Source organism: Pseudodesulfovibrio sp. JC047 (genome assembly GCF_010468615.1).
Lineage (GTDB): Bacteria > Desulfobacterota > Desulfovibrionia > Desulfovibrionales > Desulfovibrionaceae > Pseudodesulfovibrio.
Map to the genome: position 1 here is coordinate 92,645 of NZ_WUEH01000008.1, position 25,079 is coordinate 117,723.

A 25,079-nucleotide genomic window follows, 5' to 3' on the forward strand; every position below is an offset into this window, starting at 1 on the left:
AGTCCCTTTTTTTATGCTTTTTTTCAAGTCTTAAAAAATCAATGAACAGATCCCAAGAACAGGAATAAAGACCCAGGCTGCCAAACTTCCGGTCCGGTCACACAGGGTAATAAGCCGTTGGGCCATGGCTGCATTCCAAACTTTTCCGACAGGTCCAAGGCTTGGTTTATCCTTGATCTGTCCGAAATAGACGGTTGGTCCACCCATGTGGCCGCGAAGGAGCCAAGCCGCAGTGGCCATAGGCCATCCTGCATTGGGACTTTCCATTTTCCTGGCATCATTTTTATACTGTTTTTTTGCCGACGAAATATCCAAACCGCGCCCAATTGCTGCGATCAGCATCAAATATGCGGTAATTCGTGCGGGAATCCAGGCAAGAATATCATCGGTTTTGGCAGCTCCCTGTCCGAGGTCATTGAACCTTTCCGTTCTATATCCCCACATGGAATCCATGGTGCTGACCGTTTTATAGGCCCATAGTCCTCCTGGACCCAAAAGGCAGAGATAAAACAATGGGGCCACAAATCCGTCATTAAGATTTTCACTGACAGTTTCTGCGAGCGTCTGACGGAGTGCTTCGGCATCGAGATTTCGGGTGTCCCGACTGACCAGCATGGAAACTGCGGTTCGAGCAGCGTCGAGATTGTTCGATTCGATAAGGGAAAGAGCCTTGCGGGATTCCCGGATCAGACATCCGCGAGCAAGTCCGGCATAGGCCAGATAAAGCCCGATAAGAACGCCGAGATACGGAATATTCATCAGGAGTTCGACAAGACCCCAAACTCCTGCGGCAAACAGAAAAACGGTCAGCCAACCAGCCAACCGCAAATCAAGGCCGGATGCCCGAATTGTTTTTTCGCACCATTCCAGGCCCGCGCCGATGAGTCGGACCGGATGCGGTAAATGTTTGGGATCACCAAAGAGGGTGTCAAGCATGACGGCCAGAGTGGGAATGATAAAAATGAGTGCGTATGTGGTCATGATGTATAAAAAAACCGGGAAGAGGTATTCCTCTCCCCGGCCCGTTAGAGGCTAGTTTTCAAAATAGGACCGTAGCAATGCGCTTCGTACGGGATGACGCAATTTGCGTAAGGCCTTGGCTTCGATCTGACGAATACGTTCACGGGTAACGTTGAAGAGTTTGCCGACTTCCTCAAGGGTATGATCGGATTTCTCACCGATTCCAAACCGTTTTCTGAGGACCTGCTCTTCTCGTGGTGTCAAATCGGACAGGACAGAGGCAATCTGTTCACCCAACTTGGTTGACACAACTTCTTCGGCAGGAGCGGTAGCCTTCTTGTCTTCAATGAAATCGCCCAAACTCGAATCTTCCTCGTCACCGATTGGAGTTTCAAGGGAAATAGGCTCTTTGGCAATCTTGAGGACTTTTTTGACCTTTTCAAGCGGATAGTCCATGCGCTCAGCGATCTCTTCAGGAGAAGGATCACGACCCAATTCCTGAACCAAATACCGAGATGTTCGGATCAGCTTGTTGATGGTCTCAATCATATGCACCGGGATACGAATTGTCCTGGCCTGGTCCGCGATGGCGCGGGTAATGGCCTGTCGAATCCACCAAGTTGCGTAGGTGGAGAATTTGTATCCACGCTGATATTCGAATTTATCAACCGCTTTCATCAGGCCAATATTTCCTTCCTGAATCAGATCAAGGAATTGCAGCCCGCGGTTGGTATATTTTTTGGCAATTGAGACAACCAGACGCAAGTTGGCACGGATCAATTCCTGCTTGGCCTGCAAGGCTGTCCTGTTCCCTCTTTTGATGCGCCACAGAACTTCTTCCAAGTCATGAACTGAATGGCAACATTTGTCCTGAAGACGTTTCATGATTTCCAGCTTGCCAGCCAGCATTTCCTTGAAAGAGAAAAACTCTTCAACCGTCATGCCCAACTGGTCAGCAGCGACAACAGGATTAATATCCCGATCATCGACCTGTCTGAACAATTCTTCAATTTCACTTTTGGTTTTTCCAACAGAGAGAATATAGGCGGAAAAATCTCGCTGACAATTGTGCATCTGGCGCACATAGTCATTGACCGTTTCAATGATACGATCAATGAGAGTCTTTTCCAGCTTGATATCACGCAGACGGGAAACGACTTCTTCTTTGTAATCAAGAATTTCTTTTTGAATGCCGTACACCCGTTTATCAAGACAAGCGCACTCGTCCAATTTTGCGTAAATCTTGCGTTTTTTGGTGTACAATTCTTTGACTTCGGCAAGCAGGAAAATAACTCGTTGACGCTGGTTCATTTCATCTTCGGAAGGATCGTCTTCCTCAATGGTTTTAACCACGTCTTTGAGTTTGACCCGCCCGTCTTCAAGGTCTTCCCCGACACCGATCAGTTCTTCGACAGCGACAGGGACCTCAATCAACGAGTACAGGACATCCAGTTCGCCATTTTCGATCTTTTTGGCGATAACAACTTCGCCTTCCCGATCCAAAAGTCCAACGGCTCCCATTTCACGCAGATACATGCGGACAGGATCTGTGCTGCGAGAAGCGTATTCCGCAGAATCATCATCCTTTTCGTCCAGAGCCAGTTCCTTTTCAGGATTCATCTTTTTGTGGGTCTCTTCCGAGTCCACAATAGCGATGTCCATCTGATCGAAAATGGCGTGTATTTCTTCCAACTGTTCCGGGGTGTTGTAGTCAGAAGGCAAAGCCTTGCTCAACTCCTCGTACGTCAGGAATCCTTTTTTCTTTCCTGCGGCGATCAGTGATTTGATCTGTTGGATTTCCTTAATGTTGCTCATCGTCCCTCCTGCGAGATTCCTTCAAGGCCAAGAGTTCCATTGCCCGTTTGGTGTCGCCATTCTGTTGCGCTTGACGTATGGCCTCTGTGAGCTGCCGTTTATTCATCTTTTCTTGCCCAAACTTGATTTTATTACAGATATGTTTCCATTCGTCCAGTAAATCTCGACCAGAGAGTCCATGTATTCGTACTTCTTCGCGACATCTATAAAAAAAGCCTTTTTCCTGTTCATTCAGCAAGCTTGCTACATGGCTTGGCTGCGTGTTCACGAGCTTTTCCCAAAATGTCTTTGCCCAATCAGTATGAAGAATACGATCAAATCCTCTTTTGGACAGTTCCGGGGTATAGTCCGGATACTGGATTGGAAATCGTAAAAAATACCGATCATCCGCATCGTCCTTGCCGACGGGCATACCCGTTTGCTGCTGCGTGGCTGGTTGGCGTCGTTGAGGCTGCTGTTGCCTGGTGCGTGTCGGTGGCAAAGCACCGGCATCGCGTCTGAAGTCAGCCTCCGACAGACCAAGTCCGCCAGCGAGTCGGGGCAGATAATACGCCCGCAAGGATGCATCGGACAAATCCGATAAAAACTGTTTGGCCCACGCCACAATATCTCTGGGGGCAAACGTGTCCCGCAGAGTTGTCATACAAAAATCAAGTCCGTCCGGAGCGGCATCCATGCACGCTTCGAATCCGTCCGCTCCCGTGGTTTGAAGCAGACTATCCACGTCCTCACCGTCCGGCATGAGAACAACCTTGCAGGCCACCCCTTGAAGCAAAATCATTCTGCTCGATTTCAGGGCGGCCTTGCGACCGGCTCCATCGCCGTCAAAAACCAAATCCACGCGTGAACAAAATCCTGTTAACCGTTTGACTTGATCCGGCGTCAACGCAGTGCCTAAAACACCACACGAATCCGTGTACCCGAATTGGTGCAATGAAATGACATCCATGTATCCTTCGGTCAAAATGGCCCGTTTGGATCGGGTCATTGTGGACCGCGCCAAATTCAATCCATACAAGTGGTCGCCCTTCTTGTAGATGGGTGTATCCGAACTATTCAGATACTTTGGTTCTCCCTCAGTAATTATTCTACCGCCAAAGGCAATAACCCGACCTGATAAATTTTGGATGGGGAAGATCAATCTTCCTCGGAACCTATCGTAAATATTCCCTTTATCATTTTTTGATAAAAGTCCGGCTTCAACGCCATCTTCAGGCAATCTCCCCTTTGTCTTGAGAAAATTGTCCAAACCGTGCCAATCTTCCGGGCTGTAGCCCAGACCGAATTTTTCGATCATTTCCTGGGTCATGCCCCTGTCTGCCAGATAATTTCTGGCATGTGTGCCAGCTGCCATACGCAAATTGCGCTGGAACCAGTCACTGGACTCATCGTGCATGTCCAGGAGTTTCTGTTTCCGTGCTTTTCGTTCCGCGGCATGGGGATCATGCGGCACGTTGGACAACTCGACCCCGGCTTCTGCGGCCAGTTGTTCCAGGGATTCCCGAAAATCAAGACCGTTGATACGGCCATAAAAATCAATAACATCGCCAGAGGCCTGACACCCGAAACAATAAAAAAAGCCTTCGTCATCATTGACAGACATGGAAGGCTTGGTCTCCTGATGAAAAGGACATGCCCCCATCCATCGGCCAGATACAGGTTTCAAGTCCACATAACGGCGTACAATGTCCGAAATGTTGATACGGGCCTTGACGGCCTCAACACCGCTTCTGTCCACCAACTGCCTCCAAACTCAAGCTCATTACTTGAGTTTTACTTCGGTCATACCATCTCCACCCCGATCTTCAGGTGCCAGAGTGTATTTATCTACCGCAGGATAATATTTCAAAAATTCATGTACCTCTCGCCGCAATGCGCCAGTGCCTCGACCATGGATAATCTCAAGCTTTCCGGCTCCTTTGCGCAAGGCTCCATCCAAAGCTCTGTCCAATTCGCTCAAGGCTTCGTCGGCCCGATGTCCTCTTATATCCACTTCAACCACGAGGTCATCTGGGGTGACAGGAGTCGCCTTTGGTCCCTTTGCCGGGCCCTTCTGCTTGGCTGCAACCGACCCGAGATGATCGGCTTTGACCCACATGGCGACCCCGTTGATATCCAGCTTGGCTTGTTTCTTCTTGGCATTGACTTCAAGCACAGTGCCAGACTTGTTCCACGCCAAATACGACACTTTTTGTCCTGGGACAATGTCTGCAAAGGAAAAGGTGGGAACTTTTTTTTGTTGTCCACCAAGTTCTTCAACGTCCATACGCACTTGGGCCAATTTTTTTCGTGCCTGTTTTCGACCGATTTTATCGGCTTGCCATTCTTTAATGACGTTCTGTGCACGATTTTGAATGTCGTGGAGCAACTGTGTCCGCTCTTTTTCAAACGCTATTTCCAATTTTGCCCGTTTTTGTGCGATTTTACCCCGTTCTTTTTCAATGGCGTCCAATTCATCTTCTTTCTTGACGGCCATGGCATTGAGTCGATCGAGAACCGATGTCGTATCAGAGCCATCCAAGAGCAGATATTTTTCCGCACGGGTCAAAATCTCAGGAGGCAATCCGTGTTCTTTGGCCACATCCAAGGCAATGGATGCGCCGACTTGGTCATATGCCAATTTGAACAAGGGTTTTTTTGTACCTGGATCAAACAGCACACTCGCCGCACGGACAGACGTATTGGCCATGGCATACGCCTTCAAGGCTGGAAAATGGGTCGCGGTAAACGTCGTTGTCTCTCGTTCGACCAAAGAATCAATGACAGCTTGAGCCAAGGCCGCACCTTGCGTTGGGTCGGTGCCTGCACCAAATTCGTCAAGGATGAAAAGCGACGAATGATTCACATTGTTCCACACTCGCTTCAAATACTGAATCTGTGCGGTAAATGTGGAGACATTTTCTTCAAGGCTCTGTTCATCACCCATAATGACAAAAATTTCAGACCAGAAAGGCAATCGGCTTCCTTCCGCAACAGGCACTGGCAATCCAGCAAAAGCCATGAGTCCAATCAACCCAACGGTTTTTAGACAGACAGTCTTGCCTCCGGCATTTCCGCCGCTCACGATCATGGCCTTTTGGCCGTCCAACAATTCAATACTGAGTGGCTGAACAGCATCATCAGTCAATGCCAAAAGCGGATGACGCGCCTTGATAAGGTTTGGCGAGCCTTCTTCAACGACTTCAATGGTACGCCCGTCATATGATTCGGCAAGACAGACCTTGGCCATCAGGACATCAAGGGAAACGAGTCCCTGGTATGCCTCGAAGACCTCATTAAATTCGTCTTGAACAAGTGCGGTCAGGTATTGAAGAACCTTGTATTCTTCTTCACGTTCTTCTCGTTTCAATTCCTGAAGACGGTTGTTGGTCTCCACGAGAAACATTGGCTCAAAATAGCAGGTTTCGCCGGTTTGAGAATAATCGTGAATGATGCCCTTGGTTTTATTTTTGTAATTTGCCTTGATGGGCAAGACATAGCGGTCGGATGAAATTGTCATGAATTCATCCTGCATGGCCGACCCCATATTTTCCTGAAGGACAAAATCCTTGACGCGTTTGGTACACCGCTGATGAATGGAACGGATTTCTTGACGAACAGCGAGAAGATCGGGAGAACTTTCATCCCGAATCTGCCCCTCTACATCAAGACATCGACCAATTCCCGAAACGGTTTTTTGGGGCCACGCATCGGCAAAAATGGTGTCTCTCAGTGTCTCCCAAGCCCGCTCTTTGAAACGATCCAGCGAATCCCGAGCGGTCTTCGCTTGGTCAAGTATGACCTTGAGCGCAAAAAGCGCATCTTGGTCGAGCACGGCCTGTTCTTTTTCAATATGAGGAAAAACACCGTCCATTTCAGGAAATGGGCGAATTTTGAAACCAGATTCACCGACCCATTGAGCGGCCTGTTCAAAAAGGATTCTGGCATGATGAACTTCGTCAAATGTCGAAAAAGGTTTAATTTTTTGACACGACAAAGCCCCGGGTTCTGATACAGCGAAACCGGACAGCACCCCAAGAATTTTGGGAAACTCCAATACGTGGAATGTTCTGGACTCCATCTGTGAGCCGTTTGGTTGGAAAGTTAGGAAAGCTTGGACTTGACCAGTCCGCTGGCTTTTTTGCCGTCAACTTGCCCCTTGTGGGCATTGAGGACAGCTTGCATCACCTTTCCCATATCCGCTATGGAGGACGCGCCAAGATCGGCTATTGCTTTATCAATAGCCTTCTCAAGGTCCTCATCGGACAGGGCTTGCGGAAGATAGGTCTCAAGAGCGGCAAGCTCTTCGGCTTCAACCTGAGCCAGATCATCTCGACCGGCTTTGGTGTATTGCTCGAAGGAATCCTTGCGCTGTTTGACCTGCTTGGCAATGAGATCAAGAACGACATCATCGGAAAGACTATCGGACCTTTCATCGACCATCCGGTTTTTGATAGCCGTCTTGAGATGTCTCAAGACGGCTATTTTTACCTTCGATTTAGCCTTGTAGGCCTCGATGTAGTCTTTGTCTATTTTTTGTGACAGACTCATAACTACATATTGCGCATCTTGCGCATTTTTTTAGCAAGCCTTTTCTTAGCAGCAGCTTTCTTTTTCTTCTTCTGCACGCTCGGCTTTTCGTAGTGCTGACGTTTTTTCAGCTCGGACAAGATCCCGGCTTTCTCAACCTGCTTCTTGAAGCGACGCAGGGAGATATCGAAATTGTCATTATCGTCAAAGTAAACACCCGGCAAAGTAAATCACCTCCTCGGTGAACGGCCCGTTAATTTCGTGGGCCAGCGAAATAAGAGATACTACATATACGTATCAAAACGGGATTGCAACAGATAAATGCAAAAACATCCCGTATCCTTGTCAATGACAAAGGCCTGTCGAGACTTCGGCAGGCCTTTGAGTGTCCAGAAATACGTTTTCTTATTATTGCGCTTTCTTTGCGTCACGCACGGACTGGAGGACAGTGACAGTCAGGGCAACGCCAAGAACACCAAGGACTGCGTACAGAACGCCAAAAAACACAAAGTGATCAGGCATCCACCACGGCAGGTCCTGAAAAAGTGGGCTATGAACGGTTTCACCAGGAATCATCATACGTCTATCTCCAATTATTTAACGGCATCCTTGAGGATCTTGCCAGGACGGAACTTGACAATGTTGGTAGCCGGAATCTGGATTTCGGCACCAGTGCGGGGATTACGACCCACACGAGCTTTACGTTCTTCGACAACAAATGTGCCGAAACCTGTCAGAGTCAACTTGCCATCCTTGACCAACGTCCCCTCGACGGTGTCCAGAAAAGCATTCAGAGCACGCTCTGCATTTGCTTTGGTCAGGTTCGCCTTCTCTGCGATTTTGACAACCAATTCAGCCTTTGTCATCTGTCCTTCCTCCTCAATGGAATAATTCCTTATACGTATCTGGGATAAAAGTGGTGCCAAGAAATTTTCGACAATCACACTTTGTTTCCTTCAACAACTCACCCCTTCGCCTTTAAATGAACTTTCGGCCTGTGTCCAGTCCGGTTGCTTATTTAGTACGAAAAAACCTATGTCCCATCACGGTTTCTGGGATTTTATCCCGGAGTGATTTCATTCAAAAACAGTATTTTCCCATTCAAGTCAATAGGGAAGGGCCAAATTATCGTGAAAAAACGAACTAAAGTCGTTCTGACAGGCTTGAAAACTGTTTTGGCGTCAAATTTTCAGGTCGAATTTGAGGAGAGACCCCTTCGACTTCGAACCATGATTCAATGGAATCATTCCATCGTTTTTTCAGAATGGTCGAAATTTGTTTTCTTCGTTGCTGAAACAAAAGCTTGATAAGTTCAGCCAGTTTTTTGGGATTGGCGGGCCTGTCCTCCACAGGAAGAGGCTCGAACCGCACCACAGCAGAATCAACTTTCGGTTGAGGACGAAAAACCGTGGGCGGCACCTTGAAGAGATAGGTTGTCTCACAAAAGTTATTGACCCATGCGGTTAGACCTCCGAACGCCTTGCATCCGGGTTTGGCTGTCAACCGCGTCGCGACTTCGTGTTGAACCATAAAGACCGCTCTTTCCAGGTGCGGCACTGTGCTGACAATATCCCAAATGAGCTTGGACCCGACATTATATGGCAGGTTGCCTATGATTTTGTGCGGACCGTCTTCAAGCTCCGCCCAAGGAAATTGCAAGGCATCAGTTCGAATAACGTCAAGCATCGGCCACCGGGTGGCAAGGTGTTCGGCCAAGGCGTTGTCCATTTCCAGAGCGACCAGTTTGCGGGCATTGGTTTCAACAAGAAATTCAGTCAATGCCCCCTGCCCCGGACCTATTTCTATAATAAAATCGTTTTCGCCGGGACTGATGGCGTCCACGATTTTTCGACAGATGTTTGGATCTTTCAAAAAATTCTGGCCCAGACTTTTCTTGGCCCTGTGTCTCAGTTGTTCTTCAGGCATTTCTTTTCTCCGTGTGCCATGGATAGCGGAACACCATTTGTCTGGCAACATCATTGACACCATCCGAAATCAAAACGTATGAGTCTTCGGTATCTATTTCTTTAGGAGGATTTTATGAATTTACGTCACTATGTGCGAGATATTCCAGATTACCCCAAAAAAGGGATCACTTTTTACGATATCACCCCTATTCTCAGCAATCCAGAAGCATTTAAATATGTTATGGATCAACTGTACGAAAAATACAAAGATTGCGGTGCTGACAAAATCGTGGCCGCTGATGCTCGGGGATTCATTTTTGGCGCACCTTTGGCCCTTCAGCTGGGTATTCCTTTTATTCCTGTCCGCAAACCGGGCAAACTGCCTTTCAAAAATCGCTGCGTCACCTATGATTTGGAATATGGATCAGACACCTTATGTATGCATGTCGATGCTATTGACGAAGGTGACAAGATTTTGATGATTGATGACCTGTTGGCGACCGGCGGTACTGCGGAAGGCATGGTGCAGCTCGTCAAAGAAGCTGGTGGAGAAATTGTTGGTTGCGGATTTGTCATTCAACTTGGATTCCTTGATGGCGACAAAGTCATGAAAGCAGCTGGCGTGGATCACGATTTTCTGATTGAAGTATAAGACAAGGACACATCATGACCAAAATAGGCATTATCGGCGGCAGCGGACTGGATAACCCAGATCTGATGCAGGATGCACACGACGTTGAAGTCGAAACCGCCTTTGGCGCACCGTCCGCTCCGCTTAAAGTGGGCACTATTGCCGGTAAAGAGGTTGTTCTCCTTGCCAGACATGGACGGGAACACACGATTCCCCCGACTTTTGTCAATTATCGGGCGAATATTCAGGCACTGAAAGATGCCGGATGCACCCTGATTCTCGCAACGACCGCCTGTGGTTCCCTGCGAGAGGAAATTGATCGTGGCCATTTGATCATTCTCGATCAATTCATTGATTTTACCCGGCGACGCCCTCTTTCCTTTTATGAGGAATTTGAACCGCATGGTGCAGTCCACACCGGCATGGCTGAACCGTTTGACACGAAACTGCGCGAACAACTCAACCAGACCTGTGAAGCCCTTGGCCTGACCCATCATAAAAAAGGGACAGTCATCACAGTTGAAGGTTCTCGTTTTTCCACCCGGGCGGAATCCAACATGTTCCGTATGTGGGGTGGAGACGTTCTGAACATGTCTATCGCGCCAGAATGCATCCTCGCCAATGAAGCGGGTCTTCCGTACGCAGCTGTAGCCATGTCCACGGACTACGATTGCTGGAAGACAGATGAAGCTCCAGTAACCTGGGATGAGATTCTTGAAGTCTTTCAGGGAAATGTAGAAAAAGTAACCTCCCTGCTCGTCGAAGTTATTAAAAATATACAGTAGTTTTCATGAATCAATCAAAAGAATCAGTTCTTTTTCCTCGTCCGTGCGACCTGCTCGTTCGGGCGGATATCATTGTGACACAAGATGCTGAACGACGAGTCCTGCATGACGCCGGCGTGGCGATTACGGACGGTCTCGTTGTTGCCGTCGCCGAATACCCCCATCTCGAAGCGACCTATCGCCCGACGCAGCGACTGGACATGGGCGGCAAAATGCTCATGCCCGGCCTGGTGAATGGTCATACCCATCTACCGATGACCCTTTTTCGGGGATTTGCGGACGATCTTCCGCTTATGGAATGGCTTGAAAAACATATCTGGCCAGTTGAGACGCAACTCACCGACGAACTCTTGGAAATCGGTGCGAACATCGGCTGCTGTGAATTCATCAGAACCGGCTGTACCACGTTTCTTAATGGCTATTTCAATGAATATGTCACGGGAAATGCCGCCTATGACACAGGTTTGCGCGCTGTTTTGGGCGAAGGATTTTTCCATTTCCCATCCCCTCATTTTCCCACTGCCGAGGATTGCTGGCAAACAATTCGAGCACTTGATGCCCGATATGAAGGCAACGAGCGTATTCGGACCGCTGTCACCCCTCATGCCGCATTTACCGTGAACCCTGATGAATTGCAGGCCAGTTTTGAATTGGCGGAAGCTTTGGATGTTCCGTGGCAGGTGCATTTGGCGGAATCCCCGGCTGAAACAACGCTATGTCTTGAAAAACATGGCAAACGCCCTGTTGAACTGCTTCGTTCGCTTGGATTGTTAACGGCGCGGACCACGTTGCATCATTGTGTCGATATTACGGATGATGAAATCGCGGCTCTTGCAGACAACGCAGTCAATGTGGTTCATAACCCCGCTTCGAATCTAAAACTCTGTTCTGGTGTCTCTCCGGTGCAAAAGATGATAGAGGCTGGAGTGACAGTCGGGCTGGGAACTGACGGCGCATCAAGCAATAATCAGTTAAATATGTTCAGAGACATGGCGCTGGCCGCTTTGATTGGCAAGGTGCGCCATAATGATGCTTCGGCAATGAGTGCCCAAACTGTTTTGGATATGGCAACCGTGAATTCGGCTCAATGTCTGGGCTGGCCGGAACTGGGCCGTATCGAAGCTGGATGTCCGGCCGATATGATTGCGTTGGACCTGGCAAGCCCGAATCTCGTCCCCATGTTCTCGCCCGTTTCCCATGCCGTGTATGCGGCCACGGGGATGGAAGTGTGCATGACCATGGTCGCTGGAGAAATTTTGTATCTCTATGGCGATTTTAGAACAATCGACATGCAAGCCTTGAAACGCAATGCTTTTCGGGCTGTTGAATGGGTTCGGTCCAAGGCCGAACGATGAAAAAAAAGATGTAAAAAACTTGACAACACCCACTGTGAGTGCATATCGAATTCTGCTCTTGCATTAATATAAAATCTTTATGCCGCTGGCATCCCGTGAGCCGCATTATTTTTAGGAGGAAGTCACCAAATGGCCAAAAAGAACGTTACAGTTTCCCTGGACGGCGCTGTCATGACCGATGCCGGTCTGACTTACAAAGGCGTCATCATGGAACCCATTGATGAAAAATGTGAAGGTTGTGAGCGCATAGTCACTTTTGAAGATAAAAAGTATTGCCCGACCTATGCCCAGCCCTCGCAGAAGTGGAGCAAGGGTGTGTGCAACTTTGCCACCCACGCTCGTGCTGGAGTTGACAAGGCCGGTAAGGTCAAGGTCAACCCGCTGAAAGCTTCCAAGCGTGCCGCTCGCGGTCGTTAGGCTACAGTTTTGAAAAAAGGCGGGGCAAGTCCCCGCCTTTTTTTTGTTTCTGTGAATGAAATTATTGGTTATTTTATTGGAAAATTAACCGGAGGCTCGCCATGGATACTCTTTTTGCCGAACTGGATAAACAGACAGAAACCGTTGTTGATCTTGAAACACGACTTACGGCCATCCCCGCTCTCGGACCAATGAATGGTGGAGACGGAGAAAAAGATAAGGCTGATTTCCTTATCGCTCATCTCAAATCCATGGGCATTGAGGATATCCGTGAATACAACGCTCCTGCTTCGGATGTTTCCTGTGGATACCGTCCGAACGTCGTTGCTGTCATTCCTGGCAAAAACACCCAAAAAACGTTGTGGGTTATCTCCCACATCGACATCGTGCCCCCGGGCGATTTGACCTTGTGGGATACCGATCCGTACACCGTTGTCCGAGATGGCGACAAGGTGATTGGTCGTGGCGTCGAAGATAATCAGCAGGGTATTGTTTCATCGCTGTTGACAGCGCAGGCCTTGCTTGACCTGAAAGTCACCCCCGAAGTGAATTACGGAATGATTTTTGTCGCCGACGAAGAAACGGGAAGTGGTTACGGCCTTGAATATCTCGTTAATGAACACGAAGATATCTTTTCAAAAAATGATTATTTTCTTGTGCCGGACTGCGGTGAACCGTCTTCAGAAATGGTCGAAGTCGCTGAAAAGTCAATGTTTTGGTTGAAGGTTATTGTTGAGGGACAACAATGCCACGCGTCCTCTCCAGATCAGGGAATAAATTCATTGGTTGCGGCTTCCGATTTCATCTTGCGCGTCAAGGAACTGGAAAAAATTTATGATGCCGAAGATCCGATTTTTAATCCGGCACGATCGACGTTTCAGCCGACCATGAAAGAAGCGAATGTCGCCAATATCAACACCCTTCCCGGCCGTGATATTTTTTATATCGATTGCCGAGTCATGCCGGAATACGATATTCAGGATGTCATGGAAACGATCAAAGGATTTGGTACCGAAGTCGAAAAGGGACACGGTGTCACCATTTCTTATGAGATGGTTCAAGCGGAACAGGCCGCTCCGGCCACACCTGTTGACAGTGAGATTGTGGTCAAAGCCATTCAATCCATCAAAAAAGTGTATAACAACAATCCGCGTACAGCCGGTGTTGGCGGCGGGACTGTTGCCGCAATCCTGCGCCGCAAGGACTATCAGGCTGTTGTCTGGGCAACCTTGAATCATTGCGCACATCAGCCCAACGAGTGGGCATCCATTCAAAATACCATTAATGATGCTAAAGTCATTGGTGATATTTTGTTGACCAAATAGCTCGAAACGGACACTCAATGCAGCGTAAAGCCCCTTTTCCGAATCAATTTGACCTTATTGTCGTGGGAGCAGGTCATGCCGGTTGTGAAGCCGCCATGGCCGCTGCCCGACTCGGACTGAAAACGCTGCTGTTGACCATCAATGCAGATAGAATCGGTCACTTGTCCTGTAATCCGGCTATTGGCGGGCTTGCCAAGGGCCACATGGTCAAGGAGATCGATGCGCTTGGTGGCATGATGGGTTTATGGGCCGATGCCGCGGGTATCCAGTTTCGTCTTCTCAATACCCGTAAAGGTCCGGCAGTTCGATCCAGTCGTGCCCAGATTGATCGTGCCGAGTACATGCGTGTGGTGCAACGGTCCATTTTCTCACAAGAGAATTTGTGGGTTTTCCAAGACACAGGTGCTGCCGTTCTGACCAAAAATGGACGGGTTAGTGGTGTCAAAACAGAACTTGGTGAAGTGCTACCGACTCGCTCGGTCCTTTTGACAACCGGAACATTTTTGCATGGTCTAATGCACATTGGGTTGGAGCACATCACAGGCGGTCGCATGGGCGATCCTGCGTCCAACCAGTTGTCCGACAATCTTCGGGAGCTGGGATTTGAATTGGGACGACTCAAAACCGGCACCACGCCGAGACTTTTGAAAGATTCCATCAACTTCGAGAAAATGCAGAAGCAGGAGGGAGATACTCCTCCTGCACCGTTCAGTTTTCGAAACAAGACCGTGCCCATGCCGCAGGTCCCCTGCTATCTGACCTATACCAACGAGCAGGCACACGAGGCCATTCGGTCCGGTTTTGATCGGTCGCCCATGTTCACCGGAATTATTGAAGGAACCGGTGCTCGATACTGTCCATCCATTGAAGATAAGGTGGCCCGATTTCCGGAAAAGACTCGGCATCAAATTTTCGTGGAACCCGAGGGCTTGGACAGCGCGGAAATGTACCCCAGTGGTATTCCCACCAGTCTGCCCTTTGATATCCAAAAAAAAATGGTTGCCGCCATTGTCGGACTGGAAAATGCGCAGATAGTCCGACCGGGCTATGCCATTGAATATGATTTTGTCCCGCCCACCCAGCTCAAACCGACACTGGAAACTAAAAAAGTTCCGGGCCTCTATTGCGCCGGTCAAATCAATGGGACATCCGGGTACGAAGAAGCCGCAGCCCAAGGGCTGTGGGCAGCGATCAACGCGGCCAACCAACTTCTAGGACGCGAACCGTTCTTGTTATCCAGGGATCAGGCATATATGGCTGTTTTGGTAGACGATCTCGTCACCAAGGGCACCGAAGAACCGTATCGGATGTTTACCTCCAGAGCCGAACACCGGCTTTTGTTGAGAGAAGGCAACGCAGACGAGCGATTGACTCCGTTGGGAAGAGATCTGGGCCTTGTTGATGACGACCAGTGGGCCATGTTTTCTACGAAACAAGCACATCTCCAGACAACACTGGAAGCACTTCACTCTATTCGTATTCGGCCTAATGCGGCCACGCGATCCATAATAGAAAATCTTGGAGCCTCTGTCCCGGGTAAGGCTGTAGAATTAGCTGCCCTGCTGCGTCAGCCACAGATGGCGATAGAGAAACTGGATGTTTTCTATCCTGCCCTTGCCGATCTGGAAGACGATGTTCTGCGCGAAGCTGAAACACAGGTTCGGTATGAAGGGTATCTGGTCAAACAGGCGGAACTGGTCAACAAATTCAAAACTTTGGAAAGCGTCCCTTTGCCGCATGATCTTGAATATTCACAGGTTTCAGGACTCACTCGCGAAGTTGTTGAAAAACTGACAGCCGTGCAACCCATCACGTTGGGCCAGGCAGGCCGAATTTCCGGCATCACGCCAGCGGCTTTGACGTGTCTCGAAGTCCATCTCAAAAAAATGGGACTCTTGTAGGACGGTATCGATTCGGTGTATTGACACTGAGCAACTCTCTGTCTAAATACAAAGCATAGTATGAAGAAAACGCGAATGTGCGTTTTATCAAATATTCTTTGCATCGCAACCCATTTTAAGGAGTCTGGTCTTGGACGAAGGATCTGACAGTCGATTTTTTACCATTTTCAAAAAAGTATTCGGCACAAACGAACAACAAATCGAGGAACATATCCTTGATGCCAAGGCTGATGGAGAGCTTGAAAGCGAAGAAGTTTCCATGTTGCTCAACGTCTTGGAACTCGATGAAAAACAGGTCAAGGAAATCATGGTTCCACGCACAGATATGGTCTGTGCCGAGCTAGGCAGCTCAGTCAAGGACATCGCGACGCTCATCGCCACTCAAGGAGCACATTCCCGCATCCCGATTTTCAAGGAAACCAAAGACCACATTCTTGGCCTGGTTCATGCCAAAGACTTGTTGGAACCGCTTCTGCTCGGATTGGACAACACCCCCGTTGATACGCTCATGCGACCGCCTTTTTTCGTTCATGTTGAGGAACCTCTTGATGAAGTCCTCGCGGCACTCAAACGAGAAAGACTCCACATTGCCATTGTTCAGGACGAATATGGCGGAACGTCCGGTATGGTCACCATGGAAGATGTTCTGGAAGAAATCGTGGGCGAAATCGCTGATGAATATGACCAGGAACGCCCCATAGAGATTCAGGAATTTCCTGATGGATCCTATATTGTTTCCGGTCGTGTGCCGCTCGATGAAATCGGCGAACGGTGTTCTCTTGACCTCGAAAGTGAAGAAGTGGATTCCATTGGTGGATATATCGCCGATATGGCGGGACATATCCCGAAACAAGGTGAATTCTACACGTTTGATAATCGACGGTTCACGGTGTTGGAAGCGGATGATCGACAGATTTGGTCCATCAAAATTGAACCTCTCGCTCACGAGTAAATCGTGCTCACACTGGTTCTTATCGCAACTGTCGGAGCGTGGATCGGGTTTGCCAACCCTATATTCCATTTTCCTGCGGCAGTCTTGGCCTTCCCTTTGGGGCTGACCTGGATTGCTCTGCGGGCTACATCCGGTAGAAAGGCCTTCCAATACGGCTGGTTGGCCGGGACTTTGGCGGTCACTGGGTGTTATTACTGGATGGTTATCCCCATCCAGACCTATGGCGGGTTACCGTGGTTTCTGGCCCTGCCCTGTCCCGTCCTTTTGGCCGCTTTCATCAGTCTGTATTTCGCCCTTTTCTCGCTGGGAATGTATCATGCAGGCCGACAAATTGATGGTGTTCCTCTTTGTCTAACGGCAGGCTTTGCCTGGGCAACCATGGAAATGCTCATTGGTACGCTATTTTCCGGCTTTCCTTGGACCACACTGTCATCAGCATTCGCCTCGTGGCCTTTTGCCATTCAAGGCGCGTCAATTCTTGGCGCGTATGGTCTTTCCGGCGTGTTCGTCTCCTTAGCCGTTGCCTTGCTGTTGCTCAGCACCTACAGAAGTGTGCTCTGGTTCGCCCTCTGCCTGACAATTTGCCTGACAGGATTCGGACTGCATCGAACAGTTTTTTTCGATGTCGGTGTTGCCGATTTCCCGATTTCATTGATTCAGGGAAATGTGGATCAAGGGAAAAAGTGGTCTCCTGAATATCAGGAAACCACCGTTAAAAAGTATGCACGATTGACGCGTGATGCGGTTCAGCAATCAGCCCCGGTTCTCGCAATCTGGCCAGAAACGGCAATGCCCTTTTATTTGCAGAACATGACCCCCTTGCGCGCACAGGTCGAGACCTTGACCAGAGAGGTTGATGTCGCCCTTATAACGGGGTCGCCAGCCTACCGTGTCACTGATATGAAGACCAATACGTATGAGTTGCATAATCGAGCGTGGCTCATGGATACCACTGGCCGGACAACGCAATTTTACGACAAGGAGCATTTGGTCCCGTTTGGGGAATATATGCCCTTTGAGGAATGGATGCCCTTTGAAAAGTTGGTTCAGGCTGCGGGGAATTTTCGTCCGGGAAAAGAAAACCATCCTTTGAAGGTCAATGGTATTTCCCTCGGGATGCTTATCTGCTATGAAGCCATATTCCCGGAATTGGCACAGAAACAAGTTGAACGGGGTGCGTCAATCCTTGTGAATATCAGTAATGACGCGTGGTTTGGGGACACCTCTGCTCCACAGCAGCATCTCAACCTCGCGATCATGCGCGCCGTTGAACAAGGACGTTGGTTGGCGAGAAGTACCAACACCGGCATTTCAGCGTTTATTGACCCAGTTGGACGAATCGCGGCCAAAGGGACGCAATTTCAGCCTGAAAGTGTGACCTTGAATGTTGCTCCGCTCACGGCAAAGACATTTTATCATCAAAATGTCGGCAGCATAAATATATTCATATATATCATGACCATTGCCGCATTCGGATTTATCGGCTACATAGCCATTCGAGAGAAAGGAAATAGAAAATAATGTTAGAATATCCCGAACTTAAAGCAGCTTCTCACGATCTTTTGGATCAATTTACAACACTTTGGGGGCGACTTTGACTTTGCCCAGACCAAAGAACGGCTTGATGCCATAGAAAAAGAACTCTCCAAGCCCGGGGCCTGGGACAAGCCGGAAGCCCTCACACCTGTTCTCAAAGAAAAAAGTCAACTATCCACCAAGCTTGACATGTACGAAAAGTTGGCCGAGGCCAAAGAAGATCTTGAAGCATGGCTTGAATTGGCACAGGAATCCCCTGAGGAAGAATCGCTGGCCGCTTTGAACAGTCAGGTTCTTCTCCTGAAAGAACGACTGGCCGGGACGGAACTGGCGACCATGTTCGCTTTTGAGCATGACAAGAGTAACGCTATTCTTGAAATTCATCCGGGAGCCGGTGGCGTGGAATCCCAGGATTGGGCAGAGATGCTGTTGCGCATGTACAACCGATATGCCGAACGCAAGGGGTTCAAAGTATCCCAGCTTGATTTTCAAGCCGGGGAAGAAGCTGGCGTCAAATCCGTCACATTACAGATCGAAGGGCTGTTTGCCTATGGCCTGCTCAAGGGCGAGGCTGGTGTTCATCGATTGATTCGAATTTCTCCTTTTGATTCATCAGGCAGACGACACACCTCTTTTGCCTCGGTTGACGTGTATCCTGATTTGGATGATGATATTGAAATTGACGTCAAAGATGAAGATTTACGGGTGGATACCTTCCGATCAAGTGGTCCGGGAGGACAATCGGTCAACAAAACCAGTTCGGCTGTCCGCATTACGCATATTCCGACAGGTATCGTGGCCCAATGTCAAAACGAGAAGTCGCAGCATCGGAACAAGGCCACAGCTCTGCGTCTCTTGAAGGCCCGGCTCTACGAACAGGAGTTACAAAAAATCGAAGAAAGTCGCAGGCAGGATTACCAAGCCAAGGAAGCCATTGCCTGGGGAAGTCAGATTCGGACCTATACGCTTCAACCGTATCGTTTGGTCAAAGATCACCGTTCAAACAGCGAAAGCGGCAATGTTGACGCTTTCTTGGATGGAGATTTGGACGAAATGATCCGAAACCACCTATTGTATATTCATGCCCAAGGAAAAAAAGATTAATTTTTCGGAACAAGCTCTTGTTACTGAACTTTCCGAACTTCAGAAACAGTTGCGATGTTTGTACCAGACGCACCAGCCGTGCCCTGAGACAAACGGCATCTGTATTTTTCGTCTGCTCGAAAATTGTTCTCAGGAAAGATGGAATGAGCTGGCGGCCAAGCACGACCTGCGGCAATGGATGACAATTCCTCTCGAAAAAGCCCCTTTTCCACACCTTGAAAATCTTCAAAAAACACTGGAAAAATTAGCGTATCAGACCGATCATGACCCTCTGACAGGAGTGGCGAACCGACGCGCTTTCGACCGCATTCTGGATATTGAAATCGAACGCTCAAAGCGGGCAAAAACACCATTGTCTTTGGCTATTTTCGATCTTGATGATTTTAAATTGGTCAATGACACCTATGGTCATTCCAAAGGGGATGAGGTGTTGACGCGATTTGCCGACCATTTGCAGGCTTCAACCAGACGATACGATCTTGCCGCACGCTTTGGCGGCGAGGAATTCGCCTTGATTCTAGCCGGGTCCGGGGTGGTGAAGGCCTCTCAACTTTTACAACGGCTTTTACATGAATTCGAACAGATAGAATTTCAGTCCGCAGACAAGAAAAAATCATTTAATGTCACCTGTTCTGTCGGCTTTACCTGTTTCAAAGGGGCCATGAACGTCACAGATAAAGACCTTGTTAATCTTGCGGATGAAGCCCTTTATGAAGCCAAAACGGCAGGCAAGAATCAAGTCAAAGTCTCACGATTGCCCTTTGTGGATGACGTACCAAACGAAACACTTGTCCAGGCAAACGAAAAACAATTTTTGTTTGGCGGGAAATAACGGAGATAGGCCATGAATACAAACAAAACCCTCAGCCTTGCCATCATGAGCGGTAAAGGTGGCGTGGGAAAAACTAATATTGTTCTCAATTTAGGATATGCCCTTCAGCAGGCTGATAATACGGCCGTCCTCATGGATTGTGATCTTGGTCTGGCAAATCTCGATGTACTGCTCGGCATTTCGCCCGAACTGAATTTGCGGGATCTACTTCAATCAGATGTTGATGCTGCCGATGTCCTCGTTCCAATAGAATCCGGTTTTGACATGCTCCCGGCAACCAGCGGTGTCCCTGAATTGGTTGAAATGGACGAGGACGTTCAAGATATTCTGTTCAAAAAACTCCTGACCATAGCAGGACGATATGATTACCTCATGCTCGATCTCGGGGCTGGAATCAGTCCGACGGTTTTGTCACTGGCAGCGTTGGCTCAACTTCGAGTCGTTGTCATTACCCCGGAACCGACCTCTTTGACCGACAGCTACGCGATGATAAAAGTTCTGACCACACACTATGGAATCAAGGACTTTCTTGTCGTGGTCAATCAAGCCTTAAGCGCGCAAGAAGCCCGACAAACATTCGATCGACTTGCTGCGGCCTGCAAGAATTTTTTGCATATTGAATTGCAAAACCTCGGTTTTGTGCACCAAGACACAACGTTGGTTGAATCGGTGCGACGCCAAACGCCGTTGATGAAATATGCTCCTAACGCTCCGGCCAGTAAGGATATTTTCAGTCTTGCCAGAAAGATTATGCGATATCGAAAAGGCAATTCTGAACGAATCGCGGAACGACCAATTTTGAAAAAATTTCAAAGTGAATGAAAAGATAAATAAAGGTTGACGAAAAGAGCCATTTTTCGGCATAGTTAGTGAGAATTTTGGAGAGTGACATAATTTCCATTTTTTCGCAGAGCCTGAACATGGCTGTGCGATTCAAGCAAAGTTTCAGGGGGAAACTATGAACAAGAGCGAATTAATCAAGGCTCTGTCGGAAGAAAAAAAAATGCACGTTGACGAGGCCACCAAAGTGGTCGGCGCTTTCGTCGATTCTGTCAAAGAAGCCTTGCGGCGCGGTGATCGTGTCGAGATCAGAGGTTTCGGCAGCTTCAAGATAAAAGACTATGAAGGCTATACCGGCCGCAATCCCAAGACCGGTACCGTTGTTCAGGTCAAACCTAAAAAACTTCCCTTCTTCCGTCCTGGTAAAGAGTTGAAAGAATTTATCAACCAATAGGATGCGACGAATTTCATATTGCCTTTTGGTGGCAGTCTGGATATTCGCGAGCGCAACTGCGTGGGCGAAAGATCCAGTTCTGACGTTACTTTATTCGGCAAATACGTATGGCTCGGTACGTCCATGCCCATCCTGAGGAGGTAAAACCCTCGGTGGCATGGCCCGTCGGGCCACGTATTTTTTTGATGCTCGGGCATCCACACCATCGCTGTTTCTCATTTCGGGAGCGTGGGAATTCATGCGGCCTCAGGGCACGCTTGCATCCACCTCTGTGCTTCGTTCGCATATTCGGGCGTACTCGTTCATGCAGTACGACATCGGTTTTGTATCTAAAGAAGAAAAGGACATACTTGCTCAAAAAGGAATGCAGCGTCCGTCATGGCAACAATCGCATGACGAGGCACCGGTTACTTTTCTGACAACGAAAACGGGAGATAAAGTCGCGTTTGTCCGATTTCCTTCCCTGCCTCCTGGTGAGGACACCCCGAATACACAATTGATCACGCACATCGAACAATCCATCAAATCGGTTACCCCACAGGTTCAACTGGTTGTCGGAATATCCGATTGGGGGTGGCTTGGTGAAAATGAATATTTACGGAACAATTCTCGTTATGTCCCTGACGTGCTTTTGGGAAGTGGCCGTGGTTCGGGTCTCAATGGCCGTCTTCTCGCTGAAGACAGATGTATTTGGGTTCGTCCTTATGACAAAGGACGAAGTCTCTGCAAGGTCCAGATATTCGAATGGCCTACACGCAAGAATTCGTTTGCATGGAGCGTCTCAAAGAACTATAACACATCCTCAATAGGACTGAACGACACCTATGCTGACAATCCGGACGTGGCTGCTTTTTTTGAGTAGTGCGTATTCGGTTTACAGATACACAAGGAGATGACTATGGAATTCAGAGGAGCCTATACCGCCCTCTCGACCCCATTCGTGAATGGGGAAATCGATGAAACAGCGTACAGAGAATTTATCGATTGGCAAATCGAGCAAGGAATTAACGGCTTGGTCCCATGTGGAACCACGGGTGAAGCAGCAACCTTGACGCATGAAGAACAGGGGCGAATCATTCGAATTTGCGTTGAGCAAGCAAAAGGCCGCGTGCCCGTGATTGCAGGAGCCGGTTCCAACTCAACCAAGGAAGCGATCGCTCTGACTCAGATGGCCAAAGACGCCGGAGCCGATGCCGCTCTGCAAATTACGCCGTATTACAACAAACCCACTCCGCAAGGACTTGTAGAACATTTCAAGGCTATTGCCGCTGAAGTATCCTTGCCGTTCGTTATTTATAATGTTCCAGGTCGTACGGGGCTCAATTTGTTGCCGGCACACCTGAAAATGATCGTTGACGCTGTTCCTGAAGCAATCGCCGTCAAAGAGGCAACCGGTAATTTGAATCAGGCCGCACAAGTCATTGAACAGTGTGGAAAGGACTTCAATTTGCTGTCCGGTGATGATTTTACGGTTCTCCCGCTTCTTGCTGTTGGCGGTGTCGGCGTCATTTCTGTGGTTTCCAACATCATGCCGCGTGCCATGAGCGATATGTGTGCAGCATTTTTCAATAATGAACATGAAGCCGCCTTGGATTTGAGCTTGAAAATGGCTCCGGTCAACCGTGCCATGTTCATGGAAACCAATCCCATTCCGGTTAAAACGGCTTTGGCGATGATGGGGATTTTCAAAAATGCACAGTTCCGTCTGCCGCTCGTTTCCTTGCAGGACGAGAACAAACCCAAACTGAAATCCGTGCTCAAAACAGCCGGTCTTTTGTGATATTTTAAAGCCCCAGCCGTCAGGCTGGGGCTTTTTCGTCATCTCCTTGAAAAGGCGACCATTTGGTCGCCTTTTTTTGTCTCGACTAAAATAGCTCATCCACCTTTTTCTTCGTTATTACGGATTCTGAGGACGCCATTTGGTAATAATAGCATCAAGCTCTCCGCTTTCTCGCAGAATCTGCAAGGCAGCTTCAATGCGGTGTAAAAGTTTGCTATTTCCTTTTTTAACGGCAATGGCGACAGGTGATCCTGGGTCTGAATTTTCAATAATTCTGACTTTAATCGCATATCGTTTGGCAAGATGAAGCCCCACTTCCAAAGGAGCTATCATGGCAACAACAGTTCCTTTTTTCAACATTTGAACAGATTTGTCCTTGCTTTCAGTTTGATATAACCGAATCTGACTTCTCAAACCAATGTCATTGAAATAGGCCTCCACGAAAGAATCCCTGTCCCCTGCCACAACCTGCCAACGCAGATCATGAATTGTGTGTATCTCCGTGTTGTCCTCTCGCACAAAAACAACAACCTTTCGCATATAATAAGGAGTGGTAAAATCGAAATAAGTCAGTCGTTTTGCATTAATTTCTATACCCGCTATACAATCGGTTTTGTTGAGCCGAAGCTGGGTCATGACCTCGTTCCATGTTGCCTGCTGAAAAAGAACAGGTTTGTGCAAATGGTTCGCAAGAGCTCGCATCACATCCACATCTAATCCTGTCGCTTCATCATGCATTGATTGATATTGATACGGAGGAAATCCTTTTGCAACGCCGCAAATAATCAAAGATTTTGGTGATTCTGCCCAAACCTGTGGAGTAAAAAAGACACACCACAGAAAGACGATGTACAAACAACATCGAAGGACAAAAGAAAGGCTTTGCGTGTGGTACATACTATTGACCATAGAGAATAGTACACTTTTTTGCAGTCAAGTACATTATGATTTTTGTCAGGTTGTGAAATCAAGCACACAGTTCACTTTGTGAAAAGAAGAGCAAGAATGTCAAATTTCGCAAAAAAAAGGCCTGTCAGCACGCTGCTGACAGGCCCATACTTTGCGCTTCAATCAAGTCGTTTCAACTACCCTTCAAAGGCCTTGATGAAATTGGGAGCAACCTGTTTTTTCCGGCTCATAACGCCGTCGAGATACACAGAGGTTCCCTCAGGAGCAATGCCAAACGCTTTTTCGACGACAGAGATGTCATCAGAAGCAATAAGCATTTCAGAGCCTTCTTTCATGATATCAGTCAGCAGCAGGAAAACCGAGTGGCGACCGTCTGCTTTGACTTTTTCAATTTCAGCCTGAAGCGCTTCTTTATGAGCGTCAAGCATAGACAAATCAACAACTTCCAACTGGCCAATACCAACTTTGTTGCCATTCATGTCGAAATCTTTGTAGTCCCGGAAGACCAATTCGTTCGGGGAAGCCCCGTCTACAGCGGATTTGACCTTGAACATCTCCATACCCAAAGCCATAACGTCATCCACACCAGCGATCTTGGCAAGTGCGGCAACAGCTTCTTTATCAGCTTCGGTACAGGTAACGGATTTAAACATGACCGTATCGCTTAAGATAGCACAGAGCAGGATACCTGCGATATTTGCGGGGACTTCCACATTGTAGAAATCATACATGTTTTTCAAAACAGTTCCGGTACATCCCACTGGCCAAACCCACATTTCCAGCGGACCGGAGGTCGTGACATCACCCAATTTGTGGTGATCAACCACAGCAACCAATTCACCTTTATCAAGGTTGTCGATGGTTTGGGAAATATCGGTATGGTCAACCAAAATGATCTTCTGATCTGTCGCGTCGGCCACGATTTCAGGAGCAGCGAAACCAAATTTTTCGAGAACAAACACAGATTCCGGAGCGATCTCGCCCTGCGTCACAGCCTTGGCTTCCATGCCTCGTTTCGAATACAGGTCAGCGGCAGCAATTGCAGAAGCAACAGTGTCGGTATCGGGATTTTTGTGTCCAACAACCAAAATAGCCATATCAAGTCCTCCTAATTGAATTGTCCTTTA

At 48.3% G+C, this 25,079-nt stretch carries 25 protein-coding genes; 14 read left to right on the plus strand and 11 right to left on the minus strand.

Annotation, left to right across the window (positions count from 1 at the left end; translation table 11 throughout):
• Positions 1-30: 30 nt before the first annotated feature.
• The 9 genes from cbiB to rsmA all read right to left on the minus strand — a co-directional run bounded on the left by cbiB (position 31) and on the right by rsmA (position 9,210).
• A complete protein-coding gene (gene cbiB / locus GO013_RS07035) occupies positions 31-981 on the minus strand; it encodes an adenosylcobinamide-phosphate synthase CbiB (protein WP_163809578.1) in 951 nt (316 codons plus the stop codon).
• A 51-nt stretch (positions 982-1,032) separates the two neighbouring features.
• Positions 1,033-2,775: an RNA polymerase sigma factor RpoD gene (gene rpoD, locus GO013_RS07040; protein ID WP_163809580.1), complete on the minus strand. Its 1,743-nt coding sequence runs from the start codon at positions 2,773-2,775 to the stop codon at positions 1,033-1,035.
• Positions 2,762-4,513, minus strand: coding sequence for a DNA primase (dnaG, locus tag GO013_RS07045; protein ID WP_163809582.1), 1,752 nt, complete (start codon positions 4,511-4,513; stop codon positions 2,762-2,764). Before dnaG ends, rpoD begins: the two co-directional genes overlap by 14 nt.
• Before the next feature lie 24 nt (positions 4,514-4,537).
• Positions 4,538-6,835 carry a Smr/MutS family protein gene (locus tag GO013_RS07050; protein WP_163809584.1) on the minus strand — a complete coding sequence of 766 codons (2,298 nt, stop codon included), beginning with the start codon at positions 6,833-6,835 and terminating at the stop codon, positions 4,538-4,540.
• A 23-nt stretch (positions 6,836-6,858) separates the two neighbouring features.
• Complete coding sequence (locus GO013_RS07055) at positions 6,859-7,305, minus strand: GatB/YqeY domain-containing protein (protein ID WP_163809586.1); 447 nt, start codon at positions 7,303-7,305, stop codon at positions 6,859-6,861.
• A 2-nt stretch (positions 7,306-7,307) separates the two neighbouring features.
• On the minus strand, positions 7,308-7,508 hold the full coding sequence (gene rpsU, locus GO013_RS07060) for a 30S ribosomal protein S21 (protein ID WP_163809588.1): 201 nt from the start codon (positions 7,506-7,508) through the stop codon (positions 7,308-7,310).
• Positions 7,509-7,692: 184 nt separating this feature from the next.
• Positions 7,693-7,863, minus strand: coding sequence for a hypothetical protein (locus GO013_RS07065; RefSeq protein WP_163809414.1), 171 nt, complete (start codon positions 7,861-7,863; stop codon positions 7,693-7,695).
• Positions 7,864-7,877: 14 nt separating this feature from the next.
• The gene (locus tag GO013_RS07070; RefSeq protein WP_163809590.1) at positions 7,878-8,150 is read right to left on the minus strand and encodes an HU family DNA-binding protein; all 273 of its coding nucleotides are present in this window, start codon (positions 8,148-8,150) and stop codon (positions 7,878-7,880) included.
• A 277-nt stretch (positions 8,151-8,427) separates the two neighbouring features.
• Positions 8,428-9,210 (minus strand): 16S rRNA (adenine(1518)-N(6)/adenine(1519)-N(6))-dimethyltransferase RsmA, encoded by a 783-nt coding sequence (rsmA, locus tag GO013_RS07075; protein WP_163809592.1) that lies wholly within the window; start codon positions 9,208-9,210, stop codon positions 8,428-8,430.
• A 114-nt stretch (positions 9,211-9,324) separates the two neighbouring features.
• On the opposite strand from rsmA, the gene GO013_RS07080 reads away from it, so the two are divergent.
• From GO013_RS07080 to dapA, 14 genes are all read left to right on the plus strand, one after another.
• Complete coding sequence (locus GO013_RS07080) at positions 9,325-9,843, plus strand: adenine phosphoribosyltransferase (protein ID WP_163809594.1); 519 nt, start codon at positions 9,325-9,327, stop codon at positions 9,841-9,843.
• A 14-nt stretch (positions 9,844-9,857) separates the two neighbouring features.
• A complete protein-coding gene (mtnP, locus tag GO013_RS07085) occupies positions 9,858-10,607 on the plus strand; it encodes an S-methyl-5'-thioadenosine phosphorylase (RefSeq protein ID WP_163809596.1) in 750 nt (249 codons plus the stop codon).
• Positions 10,608-10,612: 5 nt separating this feature from the next.
• Positions 10,613-11,962 carry an amidohydrolase gene (locus tag GO013_RS07090; protein WP_163809598.1) on the plus strand — a complete coding sequence of 450 codons (1,350 nt, stop codon included), beginning with the start codon at positions 10,613-10,615 and terminating at the stop codon, positions 11,960-11,962.
• 129 nt (positions 11,963-12,091) lie between these two features.
• Positions 12,092-12,379, plus strand: coding sequence for a PxxKW family cysteine-rich protein (locus GO013_RS07095; RefSeq protein WP_163809600.1), 288 nt, complete (start codon positions 12,092-12,094; stop codon positions 12,377-12,379).
• A 101-nt stretch (positions 12,380-12,480) separates the two neighbouring features.
• On the plus strand, positions 12,481-13,704 hold the full coding sequence (locus GO013_RS07100; RefSeq protein ID WP_163809602.1) for a M20 family metallo-hydrolase: 1,224 nt from the start codon (positions 12,481-12,483) through the stop codon (positions 13,702-13,704).
• 17 nt (positions 13,705-13,721) lie between these two features.
• Entirely contained in the window at positions 13,722-15,605 is a 1,884-nt protein-coding gene (gene mnmG / locus GO013_RS07105) for a tRNA uridine-5-carboxymethylaminomethyl(34) synthesis enzyme MnmG (RefSeq protein WP_163809604.1), read from the plus strand.
• Positions 15,606-15,735: 130 nt separating this feature from the next.
• Positions 15,736-16,557, plus strand: coding sequence for a hemolysin family protein (locus tag GO013_RS07110; RefSeq protein WP_163809606.1), 822 nt, complete (start codon positions 15,736-15,738; stop codon positions 16,555-16,557).
• Between the two features lie 3 nt (positions 16,558-16,560).
• Complete coding sequence (gene lnt / locus GO013_RS07115) at positions 16,561-18,078, plus strand: apolipoprotein N-acyltransferase (protein ID WP_163809607.1); 1,518 nt, start codon at positions 16,561-16,563, stop codon at positions 18,076-18,078.
• Positions 18,078-19,197 (plus strand): peptide chain release factor 2 gene (prfB, locus tag GO013_RS07120; protein WP_163809609.1). Its coding sequence is split into 2 segments (ribosomal slippage): positions 18,078-18,152 and positions 18,154-19,197, totalling 1,119 coding nucleotides; the frame shifts between segments, so codons are not numbered across the junction. The genes lnt and prfB overlap by 1 nt, the downstream gene beginning before the upstream one ends.
• The gene (locus GO013_RS07125; RefSeq protein WP_163809611.1) at positions 19,175-20,029 is read left to right on the plus strand and encodes a GGDEF domain-containing protein; all 855 of its coding nucleotides are present in this window, start codon (positions 19,175-19,177) and stop codon (positions 20,027-20,029) included. Before prfB ends, GO013_RS07125 begins: the two co-directional genes overlap by 23 nt.
• A 12-nt stretch (positions 20,030-20,041) precedes the next feature.
• Complete coding sequence (locus GO013_RS07130; protein ID WP_163809612.1) at positions 20,042-20,851, plus strand: MinD/ParA family protein; 810 nt, start codon at positions 20,042-20,044, stop codon at positions 20,849-20,851.
• Positions 20,852-20,987: 136 nt separating this feature from the next.
• On the plus strand, positions 20,988-21,263 hold the full coding sequence (locus tag GO013_RS07135; RefSeq protein ID WP_163809614.1) for an HU family DNA-binding protein: 276 nt from the start codon (positions 20,988-20,990) through the stop codon (positions 21,261-21,263).
• 157 nt (positions 21,264-21,420) lie between these two features.
• The gene (locus tag GO013_RS07140; RefSeq protein WP_203529439.1) at positions 21,421-22,125 is read left to right on the plus strand and encodes a hypothetical protein; all 705 of its coding nucleotides are present in this window, start codon (positions 21,421-21,423) and stop codon (positions 22,123-22,125) included.
• Positions 22,126-22,161: 36 nt separating this feature from the next.
• A complete protein-coding gene (gene dapA / locus GO013_RS07145; RefSeq protein WP_163809618.1) occupies positions 22,162-23,043 on the plus strand; it encodes a 4-hydroxy-tetrahydrodipicolinate synthase in 882 nt (293 codons plus the stop codon).
• 117 nt (positions 23,044-23,160) lie between these two features.
• On the opposite strand, the gene GO013_RS07150 is transcribed toward dapA, so the two are convergent.
• Both GO013_RS07150 and GO013_RS07155 read right to left on the minus strand, forming a co-directional pair.
• Positions 23,161-23,940 carry a transporter substrate-binding domain-containing protein gene (locus tag GO013_RS07150; protein WP_163809621.1) on the minus strand — a complete coding sequence of 260 codons (780 nt, stop codon included), beginning with the start codon at positions 23,938-23,940 and terminating at the stop codon, positions 23,161-23,163.
• Positions 23,941-24,128: 188 nt separating this feature from the next.
• Positions 24,129-25,049, minus strand: coding sequence for a manganese-dependent inorganic pyrophosphatase (locus GO013_RS07155; RefSeq protein WP_163809623.1), 921 nt, complete (start codon positions 25,047-25,049; stop codon positions 24,129-24,131).
• Positions 25,050-25,079 lie beyond the last annotated feature (30 nt).